Raw genomic sequence first — 23,649 nt, 5'->3', positions numbered from 1 at the left:
GGAGCCTCACGAGCCGCGCCCGGCGAACGCGTCCGCCAGCCCGGACGCCCTCCGCGTCCGGCGGCCGAGGCCGGCGGCCAGCACCTCGTCCCGCGGCACCGCCAGGGTGAACCGCTGGCTGGCCCGGGTCACCGCCGTGTACAGCAGCTCCCGGGTGAGCACCGGGGCGTCCGCCTCCGGCAGCACCAGGGCTGCGTGGGCGAACTCGGAGCCCTGGGACTTGTGTACGGTCATGGCGTAGGCCGTGTCGACATCGGCCAGCCGGCTCGGCAGCACGAAGCGGATGCCGCCGTCGGGGGCCGGGAACGCCACGCGCAGCTGCTGCTCGCCCTGCCCCTCGCCCGTGGCCAGGGTCATGCCCACGTCGCCGTTCATGAGACCGAGCTGGTAGTCGTTGCGGGTGACGATCACCGGGCGGCCCGGGTACCAGCCCTCGTCCCGGGGGATCAGCCCCTGCCGGTACAGCGCCCGCGCGATCCGCCGGTTGAGGCCGGCCACCCCGGCGGGGCCGTCGCGCAGGGCGCACAGGAGCTGGAATTCCCCGAACGCCTCCAGCGCGGCGCGGGCCCGCGCCTCGAGACCGCCGGGCGGCTCCGCCCCCGCGAGCACGTCCAGGTAGCCCCGGTAGCCATCCGCGCACAGGGTCTCCAGCCGGCCGTCCTGCACGTCCGCCAGCGGCAGCCGCGCGATATCATCGTAGCCCTGCTGCCAGACCCTGCCGAAGCCCTCGGCATCGCCGTCGTTGATGACCCGGGCCAGTGCGCCGATGCCGCTGTCGGCGCCGAAACGATGACTGGTGCGCAGCATGACGGTGCAGTCGGCCAGCGCCGCGCCGCTGCCCGCCCAGGGGCTGATGTCCTCGCCGCAGGCCGTGCCCACCCAGTCCACCGTGGCCGCGCTGTAGTCGCCGGCCTCCGCACCGCGGCACAGATCCCCCAGGACGGCGCCCGCCTCCACCGAGGCGAGCTGGTTCTTGTCCCCCAGCAGGACCAGCCGCGTGTGGGGCGCAAGCGCCTCCAGCAGCCCGGCCATCATCTCCAGATCGATCATGGAGGCCTCGTCCACCACCACCACATCCGCGTGCACCGGATTGCGGCGGTCGTGGCGGAAATGGCGGCTGCCGGGGCGCCGGCCCAGCAGGCGGTGCAGCGTGGTGACCTCCGTGGGCACACGGGCCCGCGTGGCCGCCGACACCGGCAGCTCCGCCACGCGCGGGCCGATGGACTCGGTGAGCCGCGCGGCGGCCTTGCCGGTGGGCGCGGCCAGCCGGATGCGCAACGGCCGCTCACCCTCGTCGACCAGCGACTGCAGCAGGCCGAGCAGGCGCACCACGGTGGTGGTCTTGCCGGTGCCCGGCCCCCCGGTCAGCACGGTGAGCTGACCCCGGGCGGCCAGGGCGCCGGCGATCTTCTGCCAGTCGGGCCCCGCGTCCGTCGCCGGGCCGAAGACCGCGTCCAGCCGCCCGCCCAGGTCGTCCGGCACCGGATGGCGCCCGCGGGCCAGACGACGGACCTCGGCCGCCACGGTCTGCTCGTACTGCCAGTAGCGGCGCAGGTACAGGCGTCCCCGGTCCACCACCAGCGGCGCGCTTCCGGGACCGGTATCCACCACCGGCGAGCGCTGCAGGCGATCCACCAGCTCCGCCACGGTGGTGTCCGCGCCCAGCCCGTCGGGGGCGCGCGGGACATCGGTGCCGTCCGGCAGGGCGTCCGCCGGCGCCAGCACGTCCGGGCGGCGCAGCGCGTCGTCCAGGTCCAGGCAGATGTGCCCCTGCCCCAGCTGCTGGCTGGCGAGCGCGGCCAGCAGGAGCACGGTCTCGTCGGTTTCGCCCCCCGGATCCCGGAGGAACGCCGCCAGGGCGGCGTCGATGGCGCGCAGCCAGCCGCCGGCGCGCCAGGCCTGTACCGTGGTCTGCCGATCATGCGACATGGCTTGCCCGCCCCGCGAACAGCGCATCCAGTCCTTCCACCAGTTCCGGGTCCGCGCCCTGGAAGTGAACCCCGCGGCCGTCCGCGCCGATGCCGCGCAGGAACAGCAGCGCCGCGCCGCCCAGGTGCGCGTCGATGCGGTAGTCCGCCCGCCGCCGGGCCCGCAGGAGACGGTGCAGGGCCAGCAGATAGAGGCTGTACTGCACGTCCTGGCGCTTGTCCAGCACCGTCGCCGCCATGGCCTCCGGCGAATAGGCCGCGTCGCGGTCGCCCAGCCAGTTGGACTTGTAGTCGATCACGTAGTACCGGCCCCGCCAGGCGAACACCAGGTCCACGAAGCCCTTGAGCATGCCGTTGAGCTGGTCGCGGCGCAGGGCCGGCCGGGCCTGCCCCGGCAGCACGTGCCGGTGCACCAGCCGGTCCAGGGCCTCCGTGGTCACGCCGTCGGCCTGGAGCATGAACTCCATCTCCGCCCGGCAGTCCCCGGCGGTCAGCGCGGCGAGACGGACCTCCGCTGCGCCCAGGGGCAGGTCCGCGGTAAGCACATCCGCCAGCCAGCCCGTCAGCACCGGCGCCCAGCCATCCCATCCGCGCACGCGGCAGCGCTCGGCCACCGTCTCCCGCAGCCAGCGCCCGCCGTCCGCCAGCACCCGGTCGAACCCGGTGCCGGCGGCCTCTTCCAGCACGCCGTGGAGAAACGTCCCCGCCAGCGGGCCGCGCAGGAAACCGTGCGCCCCGGCCTGCGGCGAGGGCCGGAACGTGGCCGGGGCCGGGCTTTCCAGCTCCTCGGCGGTGATTTCCTCGCCGGCATCCCGCGGATCCTCCCCGGCATCCGGCCCGGCCTCGGGCCGCAGGGCGCTGTAGCTCGCAATCCACCAGCGTTCCGGGACCGGCCCGCGGTAGACCCGGGCACCCGCCAGGGCCGCGGGTTCCCGCCCGGTGCGCGGCGCGCTCCGGTGGTGAACCTCCGGCGCGCCGGCCAGCCGGATATCCCCGCCCGCGGCTAGCGCCCGCAGGTATTCCCCCAGGGAATCGGGGGCGATGGCCTCGCCCCCGGCCAGCAGGTAGCCCAGGGCGGTGCGGTGCAGGTCCGTGCGCTGGCCGCTGCCGCCGGAGCGCATGGGCGCCGCCCCCAGCCAGCAGGCATGCCGGGCACGGGTGACCGCGACGTACAGCAGCCGCAGGTCCTCCGCCAGCCGCTCCCGGTCCATGCGGGCGACCACCTCGTCCCGGGCCTCCAGGGTTACCTGCAGGCGGCCGTCATCGTCGTGGTAGCGCAGCGGCGGGCGCGTGCCGTCCGCCGCCCGGAAGGTGCAGATGAACGGCAGGAACACCAGCGGGTATTCCAGGCCCTTGGACTTGTGGATGGTGACCACCCGGATGAGCCCGGCATCGCTCTCCAGGCGCAGGATGCTCTCGTCTCCGGCGGCGTCGCCGCTGTCCACCTGCTCCTGCAGCCAGCGCACCAGGGCCGTCTCGCCGTCGCGCTGCGTCGCGGCGGTCTGCAGCAGCTCCGCCAGGTGCAGCAGGTTGGTCAGGCGCCGCTCGTCGTCCCTGGCCAGCAGGCGCTGGGGCAGCCCGTAGTCGTGCAGGAGCCGGCGCAGCATCGGCAGCACGCCCCGGCGGCGCCACAGCCGGTGGTAGCCGAGAAACTGCTGCACGGTGGCCTCCCAGCGCTGCTCGTCGGCGCCCAGGGCGTCCAGCTCCTGCCATGACAGGTCCAGGGTGCCGGTGGCCAGGGCGGCGCGCACGGCGCTCTCCGAGCCCGGCTCCGCACAGGCCTTCAGCCAGCGCAGCACGTCCGCCGCCTCGTCGGTGCGGAACACGCTCTCCTTGTCGGAGAGATAGACGCTGTTCAGCCCGCGGCGGCGCAGGGCGCCGCGGATGGCGTCGGCCTCGGTGCGGTCCCGCACCAGGATGGCCATGTCGGACGGCTGCAGCGGCCGCCAGGCGTCGCCGTCGGCGAAGCCCGCCGCGCCCGCGTCGGCGCGCTGCAGCAGGTCGACGATGGCGCTGGCGGTGCGCGCGGCCATCTCGGCGACGTACTCGCCCTTGGCGAAGCTGGGATCCCCACCGTCCGCGCCGCGTTCCAGGTGCCACACGGTCATGCCCGGCTGCACCGCGCCGTCCACCTGCAGGGCCTGCTCCCGCCCCCGGGCCTCGACGCGCTCGAACGGAATGCGGGCGTCCAGCAGGAAGGCATCCCCCGGGGCCTGCTCGCGCATGCCGAACAGGCGGTTGACCGCCTGCACCAGGCCGCCGGCGGAGCGGTAGTTGGTGGCCAGGGTGTAGGTGCCGCCGGCGGCCCGGCTCTTGGCCGTGAGGTAGGTGTAGATGTCCGCGCCCCGGAAGGCGTAGATGGCCTGCTTGGGGTCGCCGATCATGAACCAGCCGGTCTCCGGCCGGTCGCGGTAGATCGCCTCGAAAATGGCGTACTGGACGGGATCGGTATCCTGGAACTCGTCGATCAGGGCCACCGGGTACTGGCGGCGGATGGTCGCCGTCAGGCGGTCGCCGTTGGCGCCGGACAGGGCCTCGTCCAGGCGGGTGAGCATGTCCTGGAACCCGATCACGCCCTGGCCGCGCTTGGCGCCGTCCAGCCGCGCCGCGATCCAGCACGCGGCATGGTGCAGCACCGGCGGCCGCTCGTCCGGCAGCGCGGGGGCCCGGACCTCCGGCAGTGCCGCGAGCGCCGGGTGATCCGCCAGGGCGTCGACGTCGGTGCCGCCGGCGCGGATGGCCGCCGGCGTCAGCCGCTGGAACGCCGTATCGGTCAGCCCGGAAGCGACGGCTTCCGGGTCCGCCGCCCAGGCCTCGATGCGGTCCAGCCAGCCCAGCACCGTTTTCGATGCGCTCGGCCTGCTCCGGGGCAGGCGCCCGTCCCCCCAGGCCGCCTCGAAGGCGGCTCGCAGCTGCGGCACCCAGTCCCGCCAGGGCCGCTTGCAGGCCTCCAGCGCCGCCGTGCGCGCTTCGGCGAGTTCGCGCAGCAACGGCGCGAGCGCCTCGTGCCCCGGGGCGCCCAGGCGACCGGCATCGGCGAGCACCGGCCGGACCGCGGACAGCAGGTCGTCCGGGGTCGGGGCGACACGGCTGCCGTCCGGTGCCAGGGCGCGGCGCAGCACCTCGGCCTCGGCGGGCCCCAGGTGGTAGCAGAAGGTCCGCCAGTAGTCGCGCGCGGCCTCCTCCAGCAGCAGCGCCTCGTCGCGCATGAGTTCCAGGTCGAACAGGCTGCCGGAATCGAAGGCGTGCTGGCGCAGCATGCGGTTGGCGAAACCGTGGATGGTGTACACGGCCGCCTCGTCCATCCACTGGGCGGCGGCATCCAGGCGATCCGCCTGGGCCGGCCGCTCAGCTTCCGGGTAGGCCGCCAGCAGCTGTTGCAGGAAGGCATCGCCGCCGTCCGGGGCCGCACGCCCGGCGAAGCACCGCGCCGCCTCCGCCAGGCGGTTGCGGATGCGCTCGCGCAGCTCCCGGGTCGCCGCCTCGGTGAAGGTCACCACCAGGATCTCCGGGGGCAGCAGGGGGCGCTCGAACGCGGCCTCGTCGCCGTGGCCCAGAACCAGGCGCACGTACAGCGCGGTGAGCGTGTACGTCTTGCCGGTGCCGGCGCTGGCCTCGATCAGGCGCGTGCCGTGCAGCGGGAAGCGCAGCGTGTCCATGGCCGTGGTGCTCACGGGTGCTCCTCCTCGATCAGGTGCGCCACCAGCGGGCCGTACACGCGCTCGGCCCAGTCCGCGAAGCCGGGCTCGTCGCCGGGCGGCGGCGCCTGCAGGTGATCGAAGTCCGGATACACGCGCCGCAGGGCGGCATTGCCCGCGTAGTCCACCTCCCCGGTACGGCGGTACGCGCTCTCGTAGGCGCGCCGGGCGCGGCCCAGCGCCTGGTCGGCATCCTTGCCCCGGTCCCGATCCTGGACGTAGGCCATGCCGGCACGCAGGGCCAGCGGCAGCGGCCGGCACAGGCCCTCCATCCAGGCGTCCAGCAGGACCTCCAGCCGCTCCCGGGCCTCCTCCGGCGGCAGTGGTGCCAAGCGGTGCCAGCGGTCGCTGCCGATCAGGCGGCTTTCCAGGCTCTGCCCGCCGGCGCAGGCCAGCAGGTGATCCAGCCACAGCGCCAGGCTCTTGTCCGGGCGCCCCTGGATCGTACCCGGGGTGACCCGCAGGCGCAGCCGGGCGCCCTGGCCATCGGCATGGACGGCGTCCAGCCAGTCCTCCAGGCGCACCGCCTGGCCGCGAACGACACCGGACCAGCCCGCCTCGACCAGCGGCTGCGCCTCCGGGAAGCCGGCGCGGGCGGCCCGCCACGCGGCCACGGCCTGCCCCGCCGCCTGAGCCACGGGCTCCAGCCAGCGATCGCCCAGCTCCCCGGGCGGCAGGGCCCCGGACCGCCGCAAGGCGGCGACGCTGCGCTCCAGGGCCGCCGGCTCGTCCTCCGGGGCGCTCTCGCTCAGGGCCGTCACCAGCTCGGTACCGATGCGGTGATCCTCCAGCCCGCCCAGCGCGAACGGCTCGCTGTCCGCCTCGGCGCCCTCGGGCTCGTCCAGCCGGACCTTGAGGCGGTCGCGGAAGAAATGGCCCACCGGATCGCGGAGGAACCGGGCCACCTCGCCGGGGGCCATGACGCGCTCCGCTTCCGCCGGCGGCATGGGCAGCGGCAGCTCCGCCGCCCCGTCGCCGGCGTCGCGGTGGTGGGCTTGCCGCCACTCCCGCGCGTAGGTGAACAGGCCCGCCCCGGCCTCCTGCTCCGGCAGGAAGTACGCGGGGCTGAACGGCTGCAGCGGATGCACCCGGGTCAACGCCTCTGCCAGGGAGGCGCCCTCGGGGGTCTGCCAGGCGGCGTCCAGGTAGTCGCGCAGCTGGGCCACCAGCACCGAGGGCGGCCGCGAGTCGTTGTCCCGGATGTCCCGCCCCACCCAGCTGATGTAGAGCTGTTCCCGCGCCGCCAGCAGGGCTTCCAGGAAGAGATAGCGGTCATCGTCCCGGCGCGAGCGGTCGCCGGGCCGGTACTGGCCCGGGCGCGCCATGAGATCGAAGTCGTGGGGCGCCTGGGTGCGCGGGTAGTCGCCGTCGTTCATGCCCAGCAGGCAGACCCGGCGGAACGGGATGCTGCGCATGGGCATGAGCGTGCAGAAGTTCACCCGCCCGGCCAGGAAGCGCTGGGACAGGCCGGAGTCGTCCAGGGCGCCGAGCCAGACCTCCCGCGCCACCGCCAGCGGCAGCGCCTCGTCGAACCCGGCGGCGTCGCAGGCCTCCTGCCAGGCGTCCAGGGCCTGGATGAGCCGCGTATAGAGGCCGAAGTCCTCCTCCGTGGCCGGGGCGAAGAAGTCCTCGCCGAGGGTGCGCAGCCGTTCCACCCAGGCCCGGGGCGGGGCCGGCGTGCGCAGGATGCGCCAGTGGCGCTCCAGGGTGTCGATGAGCTCGATCAGGCGACCGGCCAGCGCCCCCTGGAGGCCGCCCACCTCGTCATAGGGCTCGATGTCGCACCAGGCGCCGCCATCACCCGCCGCGTAGCCCAGCAGCATGCGCCGGAGGCCGAAGTACCAGCTGTTCTGCTCGAAGCCCGCGGGCAGCTCCAGCGCGGCCCGCTGGCCGGCGTGCAGGCCCCAGCGGATGCCCGCGCCCTCGATCCAGGTGCGCAGCTCCGGCAGATCCGCCTCGGCGATGCCGAAGCGCTCGCGCAGCGCCGGCGTCTCCAGCAGCCCCAGGAGCTCGCCGGGGGTGAACCGCAGGTTGGGCAGGTCCAGGAGCTGCTCCAGGGCGGCGGCCAGGGGCTCGCTGTGGCGCTGGCTGCGGTCCGAGATGGTATAGGGGATCGCCCGCGGGTCGCCGTCGTCGAAGTTGCCGAACACGGCCTCGATGTGGGGCGTGTACGCCTCGATGTCCGGCACCATGACCAGCACGTCCCGCGGGCGCAGCGGCGCGCCCTCGACGGCGCTGGCCTCGAAGGCGGCGAGCAGCTGGTCGTGGAGGATCTCCACCTCGCGCTGGGGGCCGTGGCTGACGTGAAAGACCACCGAGGCGTCCGGCGCGCGCGGCTCGGGCTCGGGCTGCGGCGGCTCCAGCTCCAGGATGGCGTGCTGGATGGCCGGCAGCAGCGCATCCGGCGCCCGCTGGCGCTCGCCCGGCGGCGTGAACAGGTCGATCTCCCGGAACCACTGCTGATAGGCCTCGGGCACGTCGAAATCGTACAGCATGCCGATGTAGTCGCGCCCCTGCTTGCCCCAGGCGGCCAGCAGCGGGTTGGCGTGGCGGTGCTGCTCCTCCTCGGGGACATCGGCCAGCTTGTGCCCGTGACGCCACTGCTGCCGCCGCAGCAGCTCGCGGTCCTCGATGATGTCCGCCCAGTAGTGGCGGCAGGGGTTCTGCACCATCATCAGGATCTGGCAGTGCGGCGCCAGGGCGGACAGCGCCTCCAGCATCTGCCGCGGCAGGGAGCTGAGGCCGAAGACGACCACCCGGGCCGGCAGCGCGCCGGCCGGCACCTCCCCGGCCTCCAGCGTCTGCAGGAACCGGCGGTGGATGCGCGCGCGGCTGCGCTCCCGGTCCGCCGCCGGCATGGCGCCGACCAGGGCCCGCCACAGCAAGGCCTGCCAGCGATTGTCGGCCAACGCCTCGCCGGCATCCGCCGTGGTGCGGAAGATGCGGTCGTCGCCCGCCTCCCAGGCCGCCAGCCATTCCGCGCGGTAGACCTGATACTGGTCGTACAGGTCCGCCAGGCGCTCGGCGAGCTGGTAGCGCTTGCGCTGATCGGCGTCGTCCCGGAGAAACCGGTGCAGCGGCGCGAACGCCTCGTCCTGCAGGAGATCCGGCAGCAGCCGCATGATGCGCCAGACCAGGCGGGATTTCTCGAACGGCGAGGTGGCGGGCACCGCGTCCTCGCCCAGCACGTCCCGGTAGGCCTGCCACAGGAACCGCGCCGGCATCTGGAACTGCTGGGCCGCACTGATCCCGCAGGCGTCATCGGCGGCCAGGGCCAGCTTGAGCCACTGGGCCATGCCGTTGGACTGCACCAGGACGATCTCGTCCTCCAGCGGCGACAGCGGGTTGTCCCGCACCCACTCCACCAGCACCTCGGTGAGGTCCTCCAGCTGGTTGCCGTGGAGCACGCAGAAGCCGGGCTGCAGCGGTGTGCGAAAAGGCGCGTTCACTTGGGCCGTCCTGCCTGAACCGGGTTGCGCGACCTATGGTGACAGCCGCTCAGCCGGACGCAAGCGGCGGACGTGCACGCCGTTGCAGCCGCCCCGGAAGTCGCGCATCATTCCGGGCCCGAGGGCGGACGCAACGTACAAGACGAAAGGGGAACGACCATGCACCGGTTCCTGCCGCCACCCGTGGTGATGCTCGTGACGGCCGCCCTGATGTGGCTGGTGGCTTACGTGACGCCGGGTCTGTCCGTTCGCTTGCCCGGGCAAGGATGGCTGGGCCTGGCCGTCGCCGCGGGCGGACTCGCGCTCCTGCTGCTCGCCGCCGTCGAGCTGCGACGGCACCGCACCACCATCAACCCCATGCACCCGGAATCCAGCGAAACGCTGGTGGCCAGCGGCATCTACCGGCTCAGCCGCAATCCCATCTATCTCGCGGATGCTCTCATGCTCACCGGGTGGCTGATCTACCTGGGCAACGTGCCGGCGGCGCTTCTTCTGCCGGCGTTCATGCTCGTCATCCAGCGCTTCCAGATCCTGCCGGAAGAGCGCGCGCTCACGGCCCGCTTCGGTGACGCGTTCCGCACCTACATGCAGCAGGTGCGGCGCTGGATCTGATCGAGTGTGCTGCGGGGGTCAAGAAAGGTGCGGGGAGCGGCACAAGCACCGCTCCCCGCCAATCGAGAGGAGAAACAAACCGGCTTCTCAGTAAGCGTAGTCCCGGCCCTCGGACTTGGCGCGCTCGCGGGAGCTCATGTTCACCGACGGCCGGAACGGCATCTGCACCACCTCGGCGTGCTCGGGATGACCGGGGTAGTTCAGGTACTCCTCCGGCAGCCAGGCCTGCAGCCGGGTGCCCAGCTCGGATTTCTCCACCGGCACGTAGGCCATGGCGATGTTGGTCTCCAGCTCCGGCGAATACCACGGCGAGGTGATCCAGCCGATGGGCTCGTCGCTGCTCTCGTCGCTGACCAGCCAGAAGTCGGGGGCATAGTCCTCGATGGGCTTGCCGCCGATCTTCAGCCCCACCAGGGTATGCCGGAACGGGTGCTTGCCCGCGTTGACCAGCTCCCGCGTCTGCTCCAGCGCCTGCTTGCCGATGTAGTCCGCCTCCTTGGACTTGGGCACCATGTGCCCCAGGTAGCACTGGAACGGGTTGGTCTCGTGGTCCAGGTCCTGGCCGTAGGACAGGATGCCGGCGGCGATGCGGCGATGATGGGCCGGCGCGATCACCATCAGGTTGTGCTTCTCGCCCACCTCGCGGATGGTGTTCCAGACCTTCTCGGCGTTCAGCGTCGAGTCGTAGGCGTAGACCTCGTAGCCCTTCTCGCCGGTGAAGCCCGTCTGCGACACCAGGCAGTCGACGCCGTCGATCTGCGCGTGCATCAGGCCGTAGTACGGCACCTCGCGGACTTCCTCGCCCACCAGGTCGACCATCAGCGCCTCGGACTTCGGTCCCTGGATCTGCAGCGGGCAGACGTCGATCTCCTCGATGGTGACGTCGTACTTCGCCATGACGTTGACGCCCTGGAACCACAGCATGAGATCGGAGTCGCTGATGGTGAACCAGAACTCGTCGTCGGCCAGGCGCAGCATGACCGGGTCGTTGAGCACCTTGCCCTGCTCGTTGCAGAGGATCACGTAGCGCCCCTTCATGGGCGGCACGCGGGTCATGTCCCGGGTGCAGACGAAGTTGCAGAACGCCTCGGCGTCCGGGCCCTTGACGCGGATGGGCCGCTCCACGGCGACGTTCCACAGGGTGACGTCGTTGACCAGGGCGCGGTACTCCACCATGGCGCCGCCGTCCTCGGGGCGCACGTACCCGCGCGGGTGATACATGCGGTTGTACACCGTCGCCCGCCAGCAGCCCGCCTCGCAGGACAGGTGCCAGTAGGCGGACTTGCGCACGCGGTTGGAGATGAGGAGCTGGATCCCCGGATCGCCCGTCTGGCGTAGATTGAACGGCACCTTGCGGTCGCTCTGATCCACCGTGTCCTGATAGTTCAAGTTGCTGCTGGCCATCACTGAAACCTCTCGCCGTGACTCGTTGTACCCGTTGTTGCCCATGGGCTCGGCTGCCGTGACTGCGGCCCTCGACGCCGTCACTGGGAGAGATGCTATGCGCGCTGACGGGGCGCCGGGCGCTCATGTGCGACGCGCCCTTTGGTGCCCGCGACAGATTCCGGAAGGGCCGTTTCGGCGGCGCGTGCGCCTGTTCCGCGAGCGCCGCTGACTTGTCCGTGGACGCACATCCGTCGCGGCCGGACGCGCGGCGGTGGCGGTCGCTACGGCCGCCCAGGGGGGCTACCATGGGAGGCGCAACGGGAGGCGGACATGAAGATCGGCATCATCGGCACGGGCCGGGTGGGATCGGCGCTGGCCTATACTCTGGTCCACCGCGGCATCGGCGACGAGCTGGTGCTCTACAACCGCCAGCAGGCGGTGGCCGAGGGCGAGGCCCTGGACCTGGAGCACGCCCTGGCGTTCACCCAGCGGCGCATGGAGGTCACCGCCGGCCCGCCGGAGGCGTTCGCCGGCGCTGACGTGATCGCCCTCTGCGCCTCACGCCCGCTGCCGCCGGGGGAGTCCGACCGGCGGCTGCTGGGGCCGGAGAACGTCGACCTGTGCCGCGAGCTGCTGCCGCGCTTCGCCCGGGCGGCACCGCATGCCTGCCTGGTGATTCTCTCCAACCCGGTGGACGTGCTGAGCTACTACGCGGTGGAGCAAACCGGCTTTCCGCCGGAGCGGGTGCTGGGCTGCGGCACGCTGGTGGATTCCGCGCGTTTCCGCGCCATGCTGTCGCGGGAGGTGGGCATCAACCCGTTCGACCTGCGCGCCTACGTCATGGGCGAGCACGGCCCGGCGCAGTTCCCGGTGATGAGCTCGGCCCAGGCCGGCGGCGAGCACCTGGAGAACACGCCGGCGCGCCAGGCGATGTTCCGGGAGGTGGTCCACGCCGGCTACGCCATCCTGCGGAACAAGGGCTATACCAGCCACGCCGTGGCCATGGCCGGCTCGCTGCTCATCGAGGCCATGGCCTTCGACACCCGCCAGACCTTCCCGGTGAGCCAGCGCCTGGACGGCTACCTGGGCGAGCGCGACGTGGCCCTGAGCGTGCCCGCCGTGGTGGGGCGCGGCGGCGTGCGCAAGCTCCTGCAGCCGGGGATGAACGACACCGAGCGCCGGCTGTTCCGCGAGGCCGCGGAGTCCGTGCGCGATGCCATCCGCCTGGCCGCGGGCGGCCCCGCCTGAGACCGCCCGCCGGAGTCAGCCCTGTTGCAGCCCGGAGAAGAACTGCCGGGTATTCTCGGTGAGGCTCTCCAGGTGGTAGCCGCCCTCCTGCACCACCAGCAAGGGACCCGGCACTGCACCCACTGCCCGGCCGAGACGGTTGAATCCCTCATGGGAGACGGCGACCTTCGCCTGCGGGTCGTTCTCGTAGATATCGAAGCCCAGGGTCACCACCAGGGCATCCGGCTCGAACACCTTGATGGCGTGCAGCGCCGTCTCCAGGCGGTCGAAGAAGGTCTCTTCCGGGGAACCGTGCGCAATGGGCAGGTTGATGGTGTGCCCGTAGCCGGCGCCGGTACCGCGCTCGTCCTCGTGGCCGCTGACCACCGGGTAGAAGTTGGTGGTATCGCCATGGATGGAGATGTAGAGCACGTCGTCGCGGTCGTAGAAGATCTCCTGGATGCCCTGGCCGTGGTGCATGTCCGGGTCCAGGATGGCGATGCGCGGGAAGCGCTCCTTCAGCGCCTCGGTGGCGATGGCGGCGTTGTTCAGGTAGCAGAAACCGCCGGCGGCATCCTTGCGCGCGTGGTGGCCCGGCGGCCGGCAGACAGCGTAGGCGGACTGGGCACCGGCGAGCAGCTCGTCGGCCGCGCTCAGCGCCGTCTGGGCGGACCAGTAGGCGGCCTCCCAGGTCTTCTCGCCGATGGGGCAGCTGCCGTCGGCCTGGTAGCAGGCCGACTCCGCCAGGATCCCCCGCAGCGGGTTCGGCGAGCGCACGAAGACGTTGGACATGACCTCGTCGCCCCAGTCATCGGGTCCGGCCGTCCAGCGGCGATGGGCGTTCTCCAGGAAGCGCAGGTAGCCCAGGTCGTGCACGCGGTTGATGCCCCGCATGCCGTGATCCGCGGGCTGCTCCACGGGGATACCGACGCTTTCCAGGCCCTGGAGGATATACCCGGTGCGCTCGGGGATCTCCAGCGGCGTGCGCATCTGGCCGCGGGACAGGTAGCTGCGCGGGATATGGCCGTCCTGCTTCGAGTCGAAAAACGCTTTCACTTCGCTACTCCCCCAGGTGGTCTGCGTTCGAAAGGCCCTCAATACCACACCCGGGCGCACCAAAGGAACCACTGCCGTTGACTTCGCGCGTCCAGCCTCTATCCTGCCCGCCTTCACCGCCGCTGGAGCCGCCCCGTGAGCGTCCGCGACCTGCTTCTCAACCACCCTCGCCTGCTCGCCTTCGGCGTTGTGCTCACCGGTCTGTCCAGCTTCGGGCAGACGTTTCTCATCTCGCTTTTCGGCGGCCACGTGCGCGAGGCCCTGGAGCTCGGCAACACCGGCTACGGGCTGATCTACTCCCTGGCCACCCTGGCCAGCGCGGCCACTCTGGTCCGCGCCGGGCGGGTCGTGGACACCCGCGACCTGCGCCTGGTCACCGCCGGGGTGCTGGCCACCGCGGCGGCGGGCTGCGCCCTGCTCGCCGGCGCCCACGGGGTGCTGGTGCTGCTGGTGGCCTTCTACCTGCTGCGCCTCAGCGGCCAGGGCATGATGGTCCACGTGGCGCAGACCACCATGGGCCGGTACTTCCGGGCCGAGCGCGGGCGCGCCGTGAGCATCGCCATGCTGGGCCTGCCCCTGGCCGAAGCGGTGATGCCCATGACCCTGGTGGCCGCCACCGGCCTGCTGGGCTGGCGCACCACCTGGCTGGCCGCCGCCGTGGTCCTGGCCGTGGCCATGGTGCCCCTGGCGCTGTGGCTGCTGCGCGGTCACAGCGAGCGCGTGTCCGCCTGGCAGGCGGAGGTGGCGTCCGACGCCGACAACGCAACGCCGGACGGGACCGACTGGCGCCGGCGGGACGTCCTCCGCCACCCGGTGTTCTACGCCCTGATGCCAGCCATCATGGGGCCGCCGCTGATCGTCACGGCCTTGTTCTTCCACCAGGTGCCGGTGGCCGAGGCCAAGGGATGGGGGCTGGACTGGCTGGCGTCGAGCTTCCTCGCCTTCGGCACCGCCCACGTGCTCGGATTGATGCTGGCGGGGCCGCTGGTGGACCGGCTGGGCGCGCGCCGGCTGGTGCCCCTGCTGCTGGTGCCGATGCTGCTGGCGCTGCTTACCCTGGCGCTGGTGCCGGGCGCCTGGGCGGCGCCGGTGTACCTGTTCCTCATGGGCATGAGCGCGGGCACGGCGGGGACGCTCATGGGCGCCCTCTGGGCGGAGCTGTACGGGACGCGCCACCTGGGCGCCATCCGCGCGCTGGCCCAGGCCGTCATGATCATGACCACGGCGGTCTCCCCCGTGCTGGCGGGCGCCCTGCTGGACGCGGGCATGGCGCCGACCACCCTGGCCCTGGTGCTCGCCGCCTACGCGCTGGCGGCGGCACTGCTGGCCGCCACCGCCGGGCAGCGCTGACCGCCTCAGGCGGAGCTGGCTCCCACGTCCGGCCGCTCCAGGGCGTACTGCTCGAGGCGACGGATCTCGTCGCGCAGCCGCCCGGCGTCCTCGAACTCCAGGTTGCGGGCGTGGGCGTACATCTCCTTCTCCAGCTCCTTGATGCGCTTGACCGCCTGGGCCGGCGTGTAATCGGCGTAGCGGGCAGCCTCCTCGGCCACCTGCGCCGTGCGCTCGGAGCGCTCGGGCACGCCGGCGCCGCCGCTTTCCATGACATCCGCCACCGCCTTGCGGATGGTCTGCGGCGTGATGCCGTGAGCCTCGTTGTGGGCGATCTGCCGGCCCCGGCGGCGCTCGGTCTCGTCGATGGCGGCGCGCATGGAGTCGGTCACCTGGTCGGCATAGAGAATGGCGGTGCCGTCGACATTGCGCGCCGCGCGGCCGATGGTCTGGATCAGCGACCGGGCCGAGCGCAGGAACCCCTCCTTGTCGGCATCGAGAATGGCCACCAGGGTCACCTCGGGCAGGTCCAGGCCCTCGCGCAGCAGGTTGATCCCCACCAGGACGTCGAAGGTGCCCAGGCGCAGGTCGCGGATGATCTCCATGCGCTCCACGGTGTCGATGTCCGAGTGCAGGTAGCGGACCTTGACCCCGTTCTCGGTCATGTACTCGGTGAGGTCCTCGGCCATACGCTTGGTCAGCGTGGTCACCAGCACTCGCTCGTTACGGGCGGTGCGCTCGCTGACTTCGCTCAGCAGGTCGTCCACCTGGCTGCTCGCCGGGCGCACCTCCACGGCCGGATCCACCAGCCCCGTGGGGCGCACCACCTGGTCCACCACCTTACCGGAGTTCCGCTCCTCGTACGGCCCGGGCGTGGCCGAGACGAACACCATCTGCGGCGCCAGACGCTCCCACTCGTCGAAACGCAGGGGGCGGTTGTCCAGCGCCGACGGCAGGCGGAAGCCGTACTCCACCAGCGTGGTCTTGCGCGCCCGGTCGCCCCGGTACATGCCGCCGATCTGCGGGATGGTCACGTGGGACTCGTCGATGAACAGCAGCGCGTCCGGCGGCAGGTAGTCGAACAACGTCGGCGGCGGCTCGCCGGGCTTGCGCCCCGAGAGATAGCGGGAGTAGTTCTCGATACCGTTGCAGTAGCCCAGCTCCTGCATCATCTCGATGTCGAACCGGGTGCGCTGCTCCAGCCGCTGGGCCTCCAGCAGCTTGTCGTTGGCGCGCAGCTCCGCCAGGCGCTCCCGCAGCTCCTCCTTGATCTCGTCGATGGCATCGACAATGGTCTTGCGCGGGGTGACGTAGTGCGTCTTGGGGTAGACGGTCACCCGGCTGACCTTGCGCAGGGACTCGCCGGTGAGCGGGTCGAACCAGCTCAGCGCCTCCACCTCGTCGTCGAACAGCTCCACCCGCACCGCTTCGGACTCGGACTCGGCCGGGAAGATGTCGATCACCTCGCCGCGCACCCGGTAGGTGCCGCGGCGCAGCTCGGTGTCGTTGCGGGTGTACTGCAGCTCGGCCAGCCGCCGCAGAATCTGGCGCTGGTCCACCACGTCGCCGCGGACCAGGTGCAGCACCATGCTCAGGTACGCCTGGGGATCACCCAGGCCGTAGATGGACGACACAGAGGCCACGATGATGGTGTCGCGCCGCTCCATGATGGCCTTGGTGGCCGACAGCCGCATCTGCTCGATGTGCTCGTTCACCGAGGCGTCCTTCTCGATGAAGGTGTCCGACGACGGCACGTAGGCCTCGGGCTGGTAGTAGTCGTAGTAGGAGACGAAGTACTCCACGGCGTTCTCCGGGAAGAACTCCCGCATCTCGCCGTAGAGCTGCGCCGCCAGGGTCTTGTTCGGAGCCAGCACCAGGGCCGGGCGCTGCAGCTCCTGGACGATGTTGGCCATGGTGAAGGTCTTGCCCGAGCCGGTGACGCCCAGCAGCGTCTGATGATAGAGGCCGTCGTTGATGCCGTCGACGAGCTCGCTGATGGCCCGGGGCTGATCGCCGGCGGGCTCGTAGTCGGAATGCATGCGGAACGGCTTGCTCATTCGGTCTCTCTCGGCGGGGCATTCGTGCCCGAGGGGAACAACGCAGTTGCCTTCATGTTGCCGGCGAATTCAACTATGATTGGCGGTTGGAAATTGCCCGGCAGAGTCCGTGGGAAGCGGACCGGGCATTCGCATGCAGCCAGTCCCAGTACCAGTCGGAGGTCGCCTTGGACAACTCCCTCGCCAACCGGGTTCAGCGCGTCAAGCCCTCGCCCACCCTGGCCGTTACGGCCCGGGCGGCAGAGCTTCGCGCAGCGGGTCAGGACATCATCGGCCTGGGCGCCGGGGAACCTGATTTCGACACGCCGGAGCATATCAAAGAAGCGGCCATCGAGGCGATTCGCGCCGGCAAGACCAAGTACACCGCCGTGGACGGCACCCCGGAGCTCAAGCAGGCGGTGCAGCAGAAGCTCTCGCGGGAGAACGGCCTGGACTACGAGGGCAACCAGATCCTGGTCTCCGCCGGCGCCAAGCACAGCATCTACAACGTCATGCAGGCCGTACTGAACCCGGACGACGAGGTCGTGGTGCCGATCCCGTACTGGGTGTCGTACCCGGACATGGCCCTGCTCGCCGACGCCGTGCCGCGCGAGATCGAGGCCACCAAGGAGCAGCGCTTCAAGATCACCCCCGAGCAGCTGGACGCCACGCTGACCAGCAAGACCCGGCTGGTGATCCTCAACAGCCCGTCCAACCCCACGGGGGTGGCCTACAGCCGCGCCGAGCTGGAGGCCCTGGGCGCCGTGCTCGAGAACTACCCGCGGGCGCTGGTGCTTACCGACGACATCTACGAGCACATCCTGTGGGCCGAGGAGCCGTTCACCAACATCGTCAACGCCTGCCCCGGCCTCAAGGAGCGCACCATCGTCATCAACGGCGTCTCCAAGGGGTACTCCATGACGGGCTGGCGCATCGGCTACGCCGCCGGGCCGGCGGATGTCATCGGCGCCATGAAGAAGATCCAGTCCCAGAGCACGTCCAACCCGTGCTCCATCGCCCAGGCCGCCTCCGTGGCGGCGCTCACCGGCGACCAGGGCTGCATCGCGCCCATGCTCAAGGCGTTCAAGGAACGCCACGACTTCGTGGTCACCGCGCTCAACAACATCCGCGGCATCGAGGCCGTGGAGGGCGACGGCACGTTCTACACGTTCCCGCGGGTGCAGGGCGCCATCGAGAACCTGGGCCTGAAGAACGACATGGCCCTGGCCGAGCACCTGATCAACGAGGCCAACGTCGCCCTGGTGCCCGGCTCCGCCTTCGGCCTGGAGGGCTACGCCCGGATCTCCTTCGCCACCAGCATGGAGAACCTGGAGAAGGCCATGGAGCGCCTCGCCAAGGCTCTCGGATAGGGGCGCAAGCCCCGGTTGACGCCGTTTCGGCGTTCTGTAGAATACCGGGCTGAACGGATCCCCGGTAGCTCAGCTGGTAGAGCAAGTGACTGTTAATCACTGGGTCGGCGGTTCGAGCCCGTCCCGGGGAGCCAACAAAATCAAGGGGTTAGGTCAATCGGCCTAGCCCTTTTTTTATGCCTATCCGGGCTGTAGTGCACATTGTAGTGCACGTTGGACCTTGCTACCGCCTCCCCGTCGAGACACAGTAGCGTGCTAACGCACTACAGCGTGTCTCTCCTGCACTCCCACCTGAGCTACCGCAACGTGATACCGCACTACCGACGCACAGAGAAGCCGCACAGCCGACGAACGAACCCCAAGCAGGGCCAATACCTAGCCTCCGTCTTTTGATGACTCACAGGCCCCATTACTTGTATTGACAATACAATCCGACTATGCTATTGACCCCGGGAACCCCCAGACAGACCGGTCTAGACGCTCTTACCCATCTCGAATATATAGCGAAGAAAATCCGGCTGCGTTACCTTCTCGGGATATGCTGGGCGGTAATATATTGACCTAAACCGAGGAGTCGCTGATGGGTCTCACTACCAATATTCTAATTACAATACTTACTAGCCTTCCCGCTATCATCATCAGCGTTGCAACGCCTATTGTGACAGCAGGGGCACAGTCCCCAGAGGACGCTATTGACCGCCTAGGTAAGGTCGTCAAACCCTGGATTCACTGGACCCTTCTCACGCTGGCGGTAGTCCTGCCCACGTTAGGTATATGGCGAACCCTGGCGACTCACGACACCGTAACCCACAGCACCGTCCTTCTTATTTCTATCCAAACGGGCTTGCTTGTCTTCGCCTTGATGCTATTTGTTCTCCTTTGGTTCTTCAAACGTTTTCGTAACGTACTTTTCGACGTCCTGAACCTCGTCGAAGAGCAACAAAAAGTCAATAAAATCCTTGACCAGAGGCTAGACCAACTTGAAAAGAATGGCCAATAGAAACTTTTCAGGGTTTGTGGGGTGGATTTCGGCCGATTCACCCCGACCCGGTAGGGTACCCCATCTTCTGTGCCATTCGTTGAATTTCCTCCTGTGAACTCCTAATCTTTCCGCTTTCCGAGCCACGTACAGGTATCTTTCCCCGGAAGTGTTTGACGATTTCCGCCACAATACTCCTGTCTAACATTCCACCTCCCCTTTGTTTGCACTCACCCTAAGACAACGCTTGACTTGTGTTGTCGTCTGTGGTTCATTACGGAACTTTTTCCGCGCCTAATTATCCAAGTTTATAAGCAGTTCGGACACCCTCCACCGGGCTGCGAATATCATCCGGGGGTGCGTGACGCGCCCCCATATTTTTCAAAAAAAGGAGGGGTCATGCGATATGATATTTGGAGGGTAAAAAATGCCAGAAAACAATACTTTAAGTCCTCTCGCCGAAATTAGCGGCCAGACCGGTTCTTCCCCGCCTCGATTCCCGGCTACCTGCACCACATTCTATCCGGATATATCAGATTATTTATATAACAATCTAGATTGATTTGGTGAAGAGACAAAGGGAACTCAGAGGCTAATTATTAAACTTCTGACTCATCCTAAAACACATTACCAAGACCCAACGGCCTGTTGTGTTTCCACATCCTACCTCCATTCGATTGGGCATTGTGACAAGTCCTTTAAGCGGGTGAATGATAAGTACCGGTTCTTCACCGTTGACCCACACTTTGAACGGGACCGCTACGCTCGCCGGGTCTACCCGAATCCAATCGTGTTTGACCTCCTGAGCGGGCTAACCTCCGCCGGGCTTATCCGTGAGATTGCCGAGGTACGGGGGCAATTACGCGACCGTCAGGCACGATTCATCCCCCAGCGGGTTCACGTTGGTGACCTTGTGGTGTCCGGGCAGGTTCACGTAGACCTGAGTGCTCTGGATGATTATATCCATACCACCGCTGATAACGAGCGTTGGATTACTCGTGTTCGGCTTATCAAAGCCATGGCGGCAAAGAATCAACTCCCTGTTGGTGTTATCCCGCAGTCGTACCATCAAATCCCCAACGGGCGCATTGTTGGCTCTGGTGGGTTTGCCATCCAGAACGCGCACGAGAACTTACGCACCGCCGCGATGAACGGGTATTGGGATTATGATTTCACCGCCTGTCACCAAGCCATACTGGCGCACTTTGGTGACTACCCCCGGACCCAGGCGCTTGTAGACAATCCACGCGCCGTGCGGGAGATGGTGGCCGCTGATATTGGATGCGAATACAAGCCGGTTAAGACGAGCATTATTGCGGTGCTGTTTGGTGCCGATGATGGGCTGTATGAGAAGAAGTGCGCGGTTGCCAAAAATCTAGGCCGCAATAAGGTTCGTGCCTTTTGGGACCATCCATGGGTGTCAGAATATTACAACGAAACCGTTGACGCGGGCCGTAAATTGGTCGGTGACGTTGATAATTTCCACGTTGCACTAAGCAACAAATTACAGAACATCGAGAGTCAATTGCTCGCTGTTGTATCCCGGGACAAAAGGGTAGACGTACCCATGTATGACGGCTTCATGTCCACCGAAAGCTATGACACTGCGGAAATGGAACGCCTAGTAGAACAAGAGACCGGATACAGAATAACAATAACAAAGGAGAAAATTCGCCATGGATTTTCAAACTTCGAAGGAAACCGGGCAACAGGGTGAACAACTCATCATTTCGTGGCTAACACATCGGGGCTGGACAATCATAGACACGTCTGACCATGAGTTCTTTCAGGAAAATGACATTGATATTGTGGCCCGAAAGCGTGAAGACGTATTCACGATTGATGTGAAGACAGACACCCATCCGGCTAACAATCTGTTTATTGAGATAATCAGCAACGACGAAAAGGCAACCCCGGGGTGTATCTACACCAGCCGCGCCGATTACTGGTTTTATTATTATCTTGATTCGGATGTTACGTATGTGTTCCGTCCCCGTGATATCAAGACACAGCTTGAGGTACGGGACTATCCAGCTATCCCAACAAAAACAACAGGATACAGTGGTACGTTATACCATTCTGTAGGCGCATTGGTGCCGATTGATGAAGCGCCAATTATACAAGTAATTCCGAATGTGAGCGAAATTATTACGGAACTCCAAGGTTAATTAAAGGTCAATAATAGCAACGAAATAAGACATTGGAGGGAACATGACTGAGTCTATCACGAAAGAAGAATTAGCGACACGTTGGGAATGCACACTGGAAGGTGTCGATTTCGCTGTACGCAGTGGCTTTATTCCCGCACCGCTAAAGTGTGGTAACAAGGAATATTTTAATCTGAAAGACGTATTACGACACGAACTTAAAACCCAAGTTGACGTGCCGGAAAGGCTTGTAACTATCGCCGGCTTAATTCGTAATGAAATGACCAGCCCAGAAATTGAACAATTCAAAGCGGAAACAGAGGCATTGATTCTGGAGAACTATTCAGAAAGCTCAAACTTTCAAGATATTATGAAACTCTATCGTGAGGTAACGCAATGACTGAAGAAGAGAAGACGGACGAGCAGATTCGCGCCGAACTCGAAGAACGCTTAGCCGAAACCGAGGCAAAGCTAGAAGAAGCCGAAAAGGAAAAGGAACGAGAAGCCGAGATTGAGAAAATGCGAGAGAAACGCGACGCCGTTCCCAAGCTCGCCAATCTCAAACGCTCAAAAATGGACGACCAAACAAAGCGCCGCGTTATTGCCGAATTTGGAATTGATGTTTATGAGGAGCTACCCCTATGACCGAGATGGCCGAAGAATTTAACGACGATGTGGAAAACAACAATCAGCCAACAATTGAAGAGCTACAGGCACAGCTTGCCCAGATGGAGGAACAACTTACCGGCGCACGCGAGCGCATTCACGAGTTGAACACCGAAGGCAAGAACCGCCGCCTCAAACTGAAAGAGATTGAGCAAGAAAAAGCCGACTCAGACGCGGCAGCTAAGGAATACCAACAGCGCCTCCAGGGTACGGAAGAGACCCTAGAGCAACTGAAGGCCCGTGTTGAGGGGACAGAGAAGCAGGCCGCTGTAGAACGCGCTATCGCCGACCATGGGGGCATCCCGGACCTACTGCGGCCCGTACTGGAGAAGTCAGCCGAAGTGACGGATGACGGCGTGGTGGTTGGTGATAAGCCGGTTTCTGATTATGTGGCGGAGTTGAAGAAGGACGAGAGGTTCCAGGGTGCTTTCCGAGGCCGAGGTCAGCAAGGCGGCGGCACTCGCGGTGCTGCAACTGGTGGACAGAAACCCGTACCCCGAATGAAGCGCGGAGAAATGAACGACAACCAGAAACGGGAGTTCATCTCTTCCTACGGGTTCGACGAGTATCAGAAACTGCCGCTGTCATGAGCCAAAAACTGAGAGTCACACTACTTTTGCGGGAATCCGGGCTGTCTTATTTGGAAATTGCGAATTATCTAAAGGTGCCTATTGGTACAGTCCGTTCCCGCCTTCATCGGGCACGAAATCATGACGGATAAACCAATACAATCCCGCGCCAGACTCACCGAGGACAAGAAGGACAAGCTCGTTGAGCTACTGGCCCAGACCGCCAACCTGTCCGCTTGTTGTGCCGAGGTAGGGGTCAACCGTCGCACTGTTTACTTCGCCATGGAGCGCGAACCCGAGTTCCGGGAGCGTATCAACCAAGCCCGGGACCGTGCCTGTCTTGAAATAGAACGAGAGATGCACCGTCGGGGAATCCAGGGGATTGGTAAGGGTGTCTATTACAAGGGCGAGAAAGTAGGCGAAGAGCGGGAATACAGCGACAAACTGTTGATGGCTCTGGCTAAAGCCAACATGCCGGAGAGATTCACCGAACGTCAGCACGTGGTGTCAGAGAGTTATGTGCACGTAGAAGACGGGGCGAAGCGGAAACTCGCTAACCTGCTGGGGGTAGATGTCATAGAAGGCGAGGCATTAGACGACACAAATGATTGATTTTGAAGCAATTTATAACGACAACAAAAGCTATATTCACAGTGTTGTATCCCGCTACGTGCGCAACCCCGCCGAGGCCGAAGAAGTCACACAGGAGGCTTTCTTGAAGGCGTGGCGTGCCCGGGAATCCTTCAGGGGAGAGAGTGCAGTACGGACCTGGTTGCACCGTATCGCTGTAAACACAGCCAAAAACTACCTAGTGGCCCAAAGTCGCCGCCCGCGCTACCAAGACACCGAGGAAGACGGGGAAATTATCATTAGTGACTTTGATAGCCCCGACAGCGAGCTAGAACGCGACCAGAGACTAGACGCCATCAGCGACGCCGTGGACAACATGCCCGAAGAGTTGGGGCTTAGTATTCTATACCGCCACGTCGACGGACTGACCTACGAAGAAATCAGCGAAGCCATGAACGCGAACATTGGTACGGTACGCTCCCGCCTGCACCGCGCCCGTCAACTACTCTCTGATAAGACTTCAATCGTAACTATCTGATATTTAACAATATATATGGTATCTACTACCACGTACTCTCGGCTTAAAATGGAATCTGGTGTATAGGGGGAAGAAAACCGGAACTGCCG

Annotated in this window: 19 protein-coding genes and 1 tRNA gene; 14 read left to right on the top strand and 6 right to left on the bottom strand. The window is 66.7% G+C overall.

Features of this window, described 5'->3' with window-relative positions; translation table 11 throughout:
- Positions 1-6: 6 nt before the first annotated feature.
- From recD to recC, 3 genes are read right to left on the bottom strand one after another with little or no spacing between them, the layout of a single operon-like run.
- Positions 7-1,929 (bottom strand): exodeoxyribonuclease V subunit alpha, encoded by a 1,923-nt coding sequence (gene recD / locus QWY84_RS10755; protein ID WP_290202587.1) that lies wholly within the window; start codon positions 1,927-1,929, stop codon positions 7-9.
- The gene (gene recB, locus QWY84_RS10750) at positions 1,919-5,602 is read right to left on the bottom strand and encodes an exodeoxyribonuclease V subunit beta (protein WP_290202586.1); all 3,684 of its coding nucleotides are present in this window, start codon (positions 5,600-5,602) and stop codon (positions 1,919-1,921) included. Before recB ends, recD begins: the two co-directional genes overlap by 11 nt.
- Positions 5,599-9,075 (bottom strand): exodeoxyribonuclease V subunit gamma, encoded by a 3,477-nt coding sequence (gene recC, locus QWY84_RS10745; RefSeq protein ID WP_290202585.1) that lies wholly within the window; start codon positions 9,073-9,075, stop codon positions 5,599-5,601. Before recC ends, recB begins: the two co-directional genes overlap by 4 nt.
- Before the next feature lie 159 nt (positions 9,076-9,234).
- On the opposite strand from recC, the gene QWY84_RS10740 reads away from it, so the two are divergent.
- Positions 9,235-9,687 carry a methyltransferase family protein gene (locus QWY84_RS10740; protein WP_290202584.1) on the top strand — a complete coding sequence of 151 codons (453 nt, stop codon included), beginning with the start codon at positions 9,235-9,237 and terminating at the stop codon, positions 9,685-9,687.
- Positions 9,688-9,774: 87 nt separating this feature from the next.
- Here QWY84_RS10740 and QWY84_RS10735 read toward each other — a convergent pair whose 3' ends face one another.
- On the bottom strand, positions 9,775-11,091 hold the full coding sequence (locus tag QWY84_RS10735) for a glycine cleavage T C-terminal barrel domain-containing protein (RefSeq protein WP_290202583.1): 1,317 nt from the start codon (positions 11,089-11,091) through the stop codon (positions 9,775-9,777).
- 312 nt (positions 11,092-11,403) lie between these two features.
- Here QWY84_RS10735 and QWY84_RS10730 point away from each other — a divergent pair, with 312 nt between their 5' ends.
- On the top strand, positions 11,404-12,321 hold the full coding sequence (locus QWY84_RS10730) for a malate dehydrogenase (RefSeq protein ID WP_290202582.1): 918 nt from the start codon (positions 11,404-11,406) through the stop codon (positions 12,319-12,321).
- 15 nt (positions 12,322-12,336) lie between these two features.
- Here the strand turns inward: QWY84_RS10730 and QWY84_RS10725 are convergent, their stop codons facing one another.
- Complete coding sequence (locus tag QWY84_RS10725; protein ID WP_290202581.1) at positions 12,337-13,356, bottom strand: histone deacetylase family protein; 1,020 nt, start codon at positions 13,354-13,356, stop codon at positions 12,337-12,339.
- A 135-nt stretch (positions 13,357-13,491) separates the two neighbouring features.
- Between QWY84_RS10725 and QWY84_RS10720 the strand changes: the two genes are divergently transcribed.
- Positions 13,492-14,706 (top strand): MFS transporter, encoded by a 1,215-nt coding sequence (locus tag QWY84_RS10720; RefSeq protein ID WP_290202580.1) that lies wholly within the window; start codon positions 13,492-13,494, stop codon positions 14,704-14,706.
- Between the two features lie 5 nt (positions 14,707-14,711).
- Here the strand turns inward: QWY84_RS10720 and uvrB are convergent, their stop codons facing one another.
- Positions 14,712-16,742, bottom strand: a complete 2,031-nt coding sequence (uvrB, locus tag QWY84_RS10715) for an excinuclease ABC subunit UvrB (protein WP_290202579.1) — start codon at positions 16,740-16,742, stop codon at positions 14,712-14,714.
- Between the two features lie 167 nt (positions 16,743-16,909).
- On the opposite strand from uvrB, the gene QWY84_RS10710 reads away from it, so the two are divergent.
- The 11 genes from QWY84_RS10710 to QWY84_RS10660 all read left to right on the top strand — a co-directional run bounded on the left by QWY84_RS10710 (position 16,910) and on the right by QWY84_RS10660 (position 23,560).
- On the top strand, positions 16,910-18,091 hold the full coding sequence (locus QWY84_RS10710; protein WP_290202578.1) for a pyridoxal phosphate-dependent aminotransferase: 1,182 nt from the start codon (positions 16,910-16,912) through the stop codon (positions 18,089-18,091).
- Positions 18,092-18,149: 58 nt separating this feature from the next.
- A tRNA-Asn gene (locus QWY84_RS10705) sits at positions 18,150-18,225 on the top strand.
- 446 nt (positions 18,226-18,671) lie between these two features.
- Positions 18,672-19,091 carry a hypothetical protein gene (locus QWY84_RS10700; protein WP_290202577.1) on the top strand — a complete coding sequence of 140 codons (420 nt, stop codon included), beginning with the start codon at positions 18,672-18,674 and terminating at the stop codon, positions 19,089-19,091.
- A 769-nt stretch (positions 19,092-19,860) separates the two neighbouring features.
- A complete protein-coding gene (locus tag QWY84_RS10695; protein ID WP_290202576.1) occupies positions 19,861-20,787 on the top strand; it encodes a hypothetical protein in 927 nt (308 codons plus the stop codon).
- Positions 20,747-21,238, top strand: coding sequence for a YraN family protein (locus tag QWY84_RS10690; RefSeq protein ID WP_290202575.1), 492 nt, complete (start codon positions 20,747-20,749; stop codon positions 21,236-21,238). Before QWY84_RS10695 ends, QWY84_RS10690 begins: the two co-directional genes overlap by 41 nt.
- Before the next feature lie 43 nt (positions 21,239-21,281).
- On the top strand, positions 21,282-21,617 hold the full coding sequence (locus tag QWY84_RS10685) for a hypothetical protein (RefSeq protein WP_290202574.1): 336 nt from the start codon (positions 21,282-21,284) through the stop codon (positions 21,615-21,617).
- The gene (locus tag QWY84_RS10680) at positions 21,614-21,862 is read left to right on the top strand and encodes a hypothetical protein (RefSeq protein ID WP_290202573.1); all 249 of its coding nucleotides are present in this window, start codon (positions 21,614-21,616) and stop codon (positions 21,860-21,862) included. The genes QWY84_RS10685 and QWY84_RS10680 overlap by 4 nt, the downstream gene beginning before the upstream one ends.
- A complete protein-coding gene (locus tag QWY84_RS10675; protein ID WP_290202572.1) occupies positions 21,859-22,473 on the top strand; it encodes a hypothetical protein in 615 nt (204 codons plus the stop codon). Before QWY84_RS10680 ends, QWY84_RS10675 begins: the two co-directional genes overlap by 4 nt.
- Positions 22,470-22,604 carry a sigma factor-like helix-turn-helix DNA-binding protein gene (locus QWY84_RS10670; protein ID WP_290202571.1) on the top strand — a complete coding sequence of 45 codons (135 nt, stop codon included), beginning with the start codon at positions 22,470-22,472 and terminating at the stop codon, positions 22,602-22,604. Before QWY84_RS10675 ends, QWY84_RS10670 begins: the two co-directional genes overlap by 4 nt.
- Entirely contained in the window at positions 22,594-23,064 is a 471-nt protein-coding gene (locus tag QWY84_RS10665) for a terminase small subunit-like protein (protein ID WP_290202570.1), read from the top strand. Before QWY84_RS10670 ends, QWY84_RS10665 begins: the two co-directional genes overlap by 11 nt.
- Positions 23,057-23,560: a sigma-70 family RNA polymerase sigma factor gene (locus QWY84_RS10660; protein WP_290202569.1), complete on the top strand. Its 504-nt coding sequence runs from the start codon at positions 23,057-23,059 to the stop codon at positions 23,558-23,560. The genes QWY84_RS10665 and QWY84_RS10660 overlap by 8 nt, the downstream gene beginning before the upstream one ends.
- Positions 23,561-23,649: the final 89 nt, after the last annotated feature.

This window comes from Aquisalimonas lutea (genome assembly GCF_030409225.1).
Classification (GTDB): Bacteria; Pseudomonadota; Gammaproteobacteria; order Nitrococcales; family Aquisalimonadaceae; genus Aquisalimonas; species Aquisalimonas lutea.
Note: the sequence above shows the minus strand (reverse complement) of the source record. Positions and strands in the feature narration are given on the sequence as shown.

What these genes read in the sequence shown, in the direction of transcription:
- recD (WP_290202587.1), bottom strand. Translation starts at nt 1,929, where the DNA reads ATGTCGCATGATCGGCAGACCACGGTACAGGCCTGGCGCGCCGGCGGC.
- QWY84_RS10740 (WP_290202584.1), top strand. Translation starts at nt 9,235, where the DNA reads ATGCACCGGTTCCTGCCGCCACCCGTGGTGATGCTCGTGACGGCCGCC.
- QWY84_RS10735 (WP_290202583.1), bottom strand. Translation starts at nt 11,091, where the DNA reads ATGGCCAGCAGCAACTTGAACTATCAGGACACGGTGGATCAGAGCGAC.
- QWY84_RS10730 (WP_290202582.1), top strand. Translation starts at nt 11,404, where the DNA reads ATGAAGATCGGCATCATCGGCACGGGCCGGGTGGGATCGGCGCTGGCC.
- uvrB (WP_290202579.1), bottom strand. Translation starts at nt 16,742, where the DNA reads ATGAGCAAGCCGTTCCGCATGCATTCCGACTACGAGCCCGCCGGCGAT.
- QWY84_RS10700 (WP_290202577.1), top strand. Translation starts at nt 18,672, where the DNA reads ATGGGTCTCACTACCAATATTCTAATTACAATACTTACTAGCCTTCCC.
- QWY84_RS10690 (WP_290202575.1), top strand. Translation starts at nt 20,747, where the DNA reads ATGGATTTTCAAACTTCGAAGGAAACCGGGCAACAGGGTGAACAACTC.
- QWY84_RS10685 (WP_290202574.1), top strand. Translation starts at nt 21,282, where the DNA reads ATGACTGAGTCTATCACGAAAGAAGAATTAGCGACACGTTGGGAATGC.
- QWY84_RS10680 (WP_290202573.1), top strand. Translation starts at nt 21,614, where the DNA reads ATGACTGAAGAAGAGAAGACGGACGAGCAGATTCGCGCCGAACTCGAA.
- QWY84_RS10675 (WP_290202572.1), top strand. Translation starts at nt 21,859, where the DNA reads ATGACCGAGATGGCCGAAGAATTTAACGACGATGTGGAAAACAACAAT.
- QWY84_RS10670 (WP_290202571.1), top strand. Translation starts at nt 22,470, where the DNA reads ATGAGCCAAAAACTGAGAGTCACACTACTTTTGCGGGAATCCGGGCTG.
- QWY84_RS10665 (WP_290202570.1), top strand. Translation starts at nt 22,594, where the DNA reads ATGACGGATAAACCAATACAATCCCGCGCCAGACTCACCGAGGACAAG.
- QWY84_RS10660 (WP_290202569.1), top strand. Translation starts at nt 23,057, where the DNA reads ATGATTGATTTTGAAGCAATTTATAACGACAACAAAAGCTATATTCAC.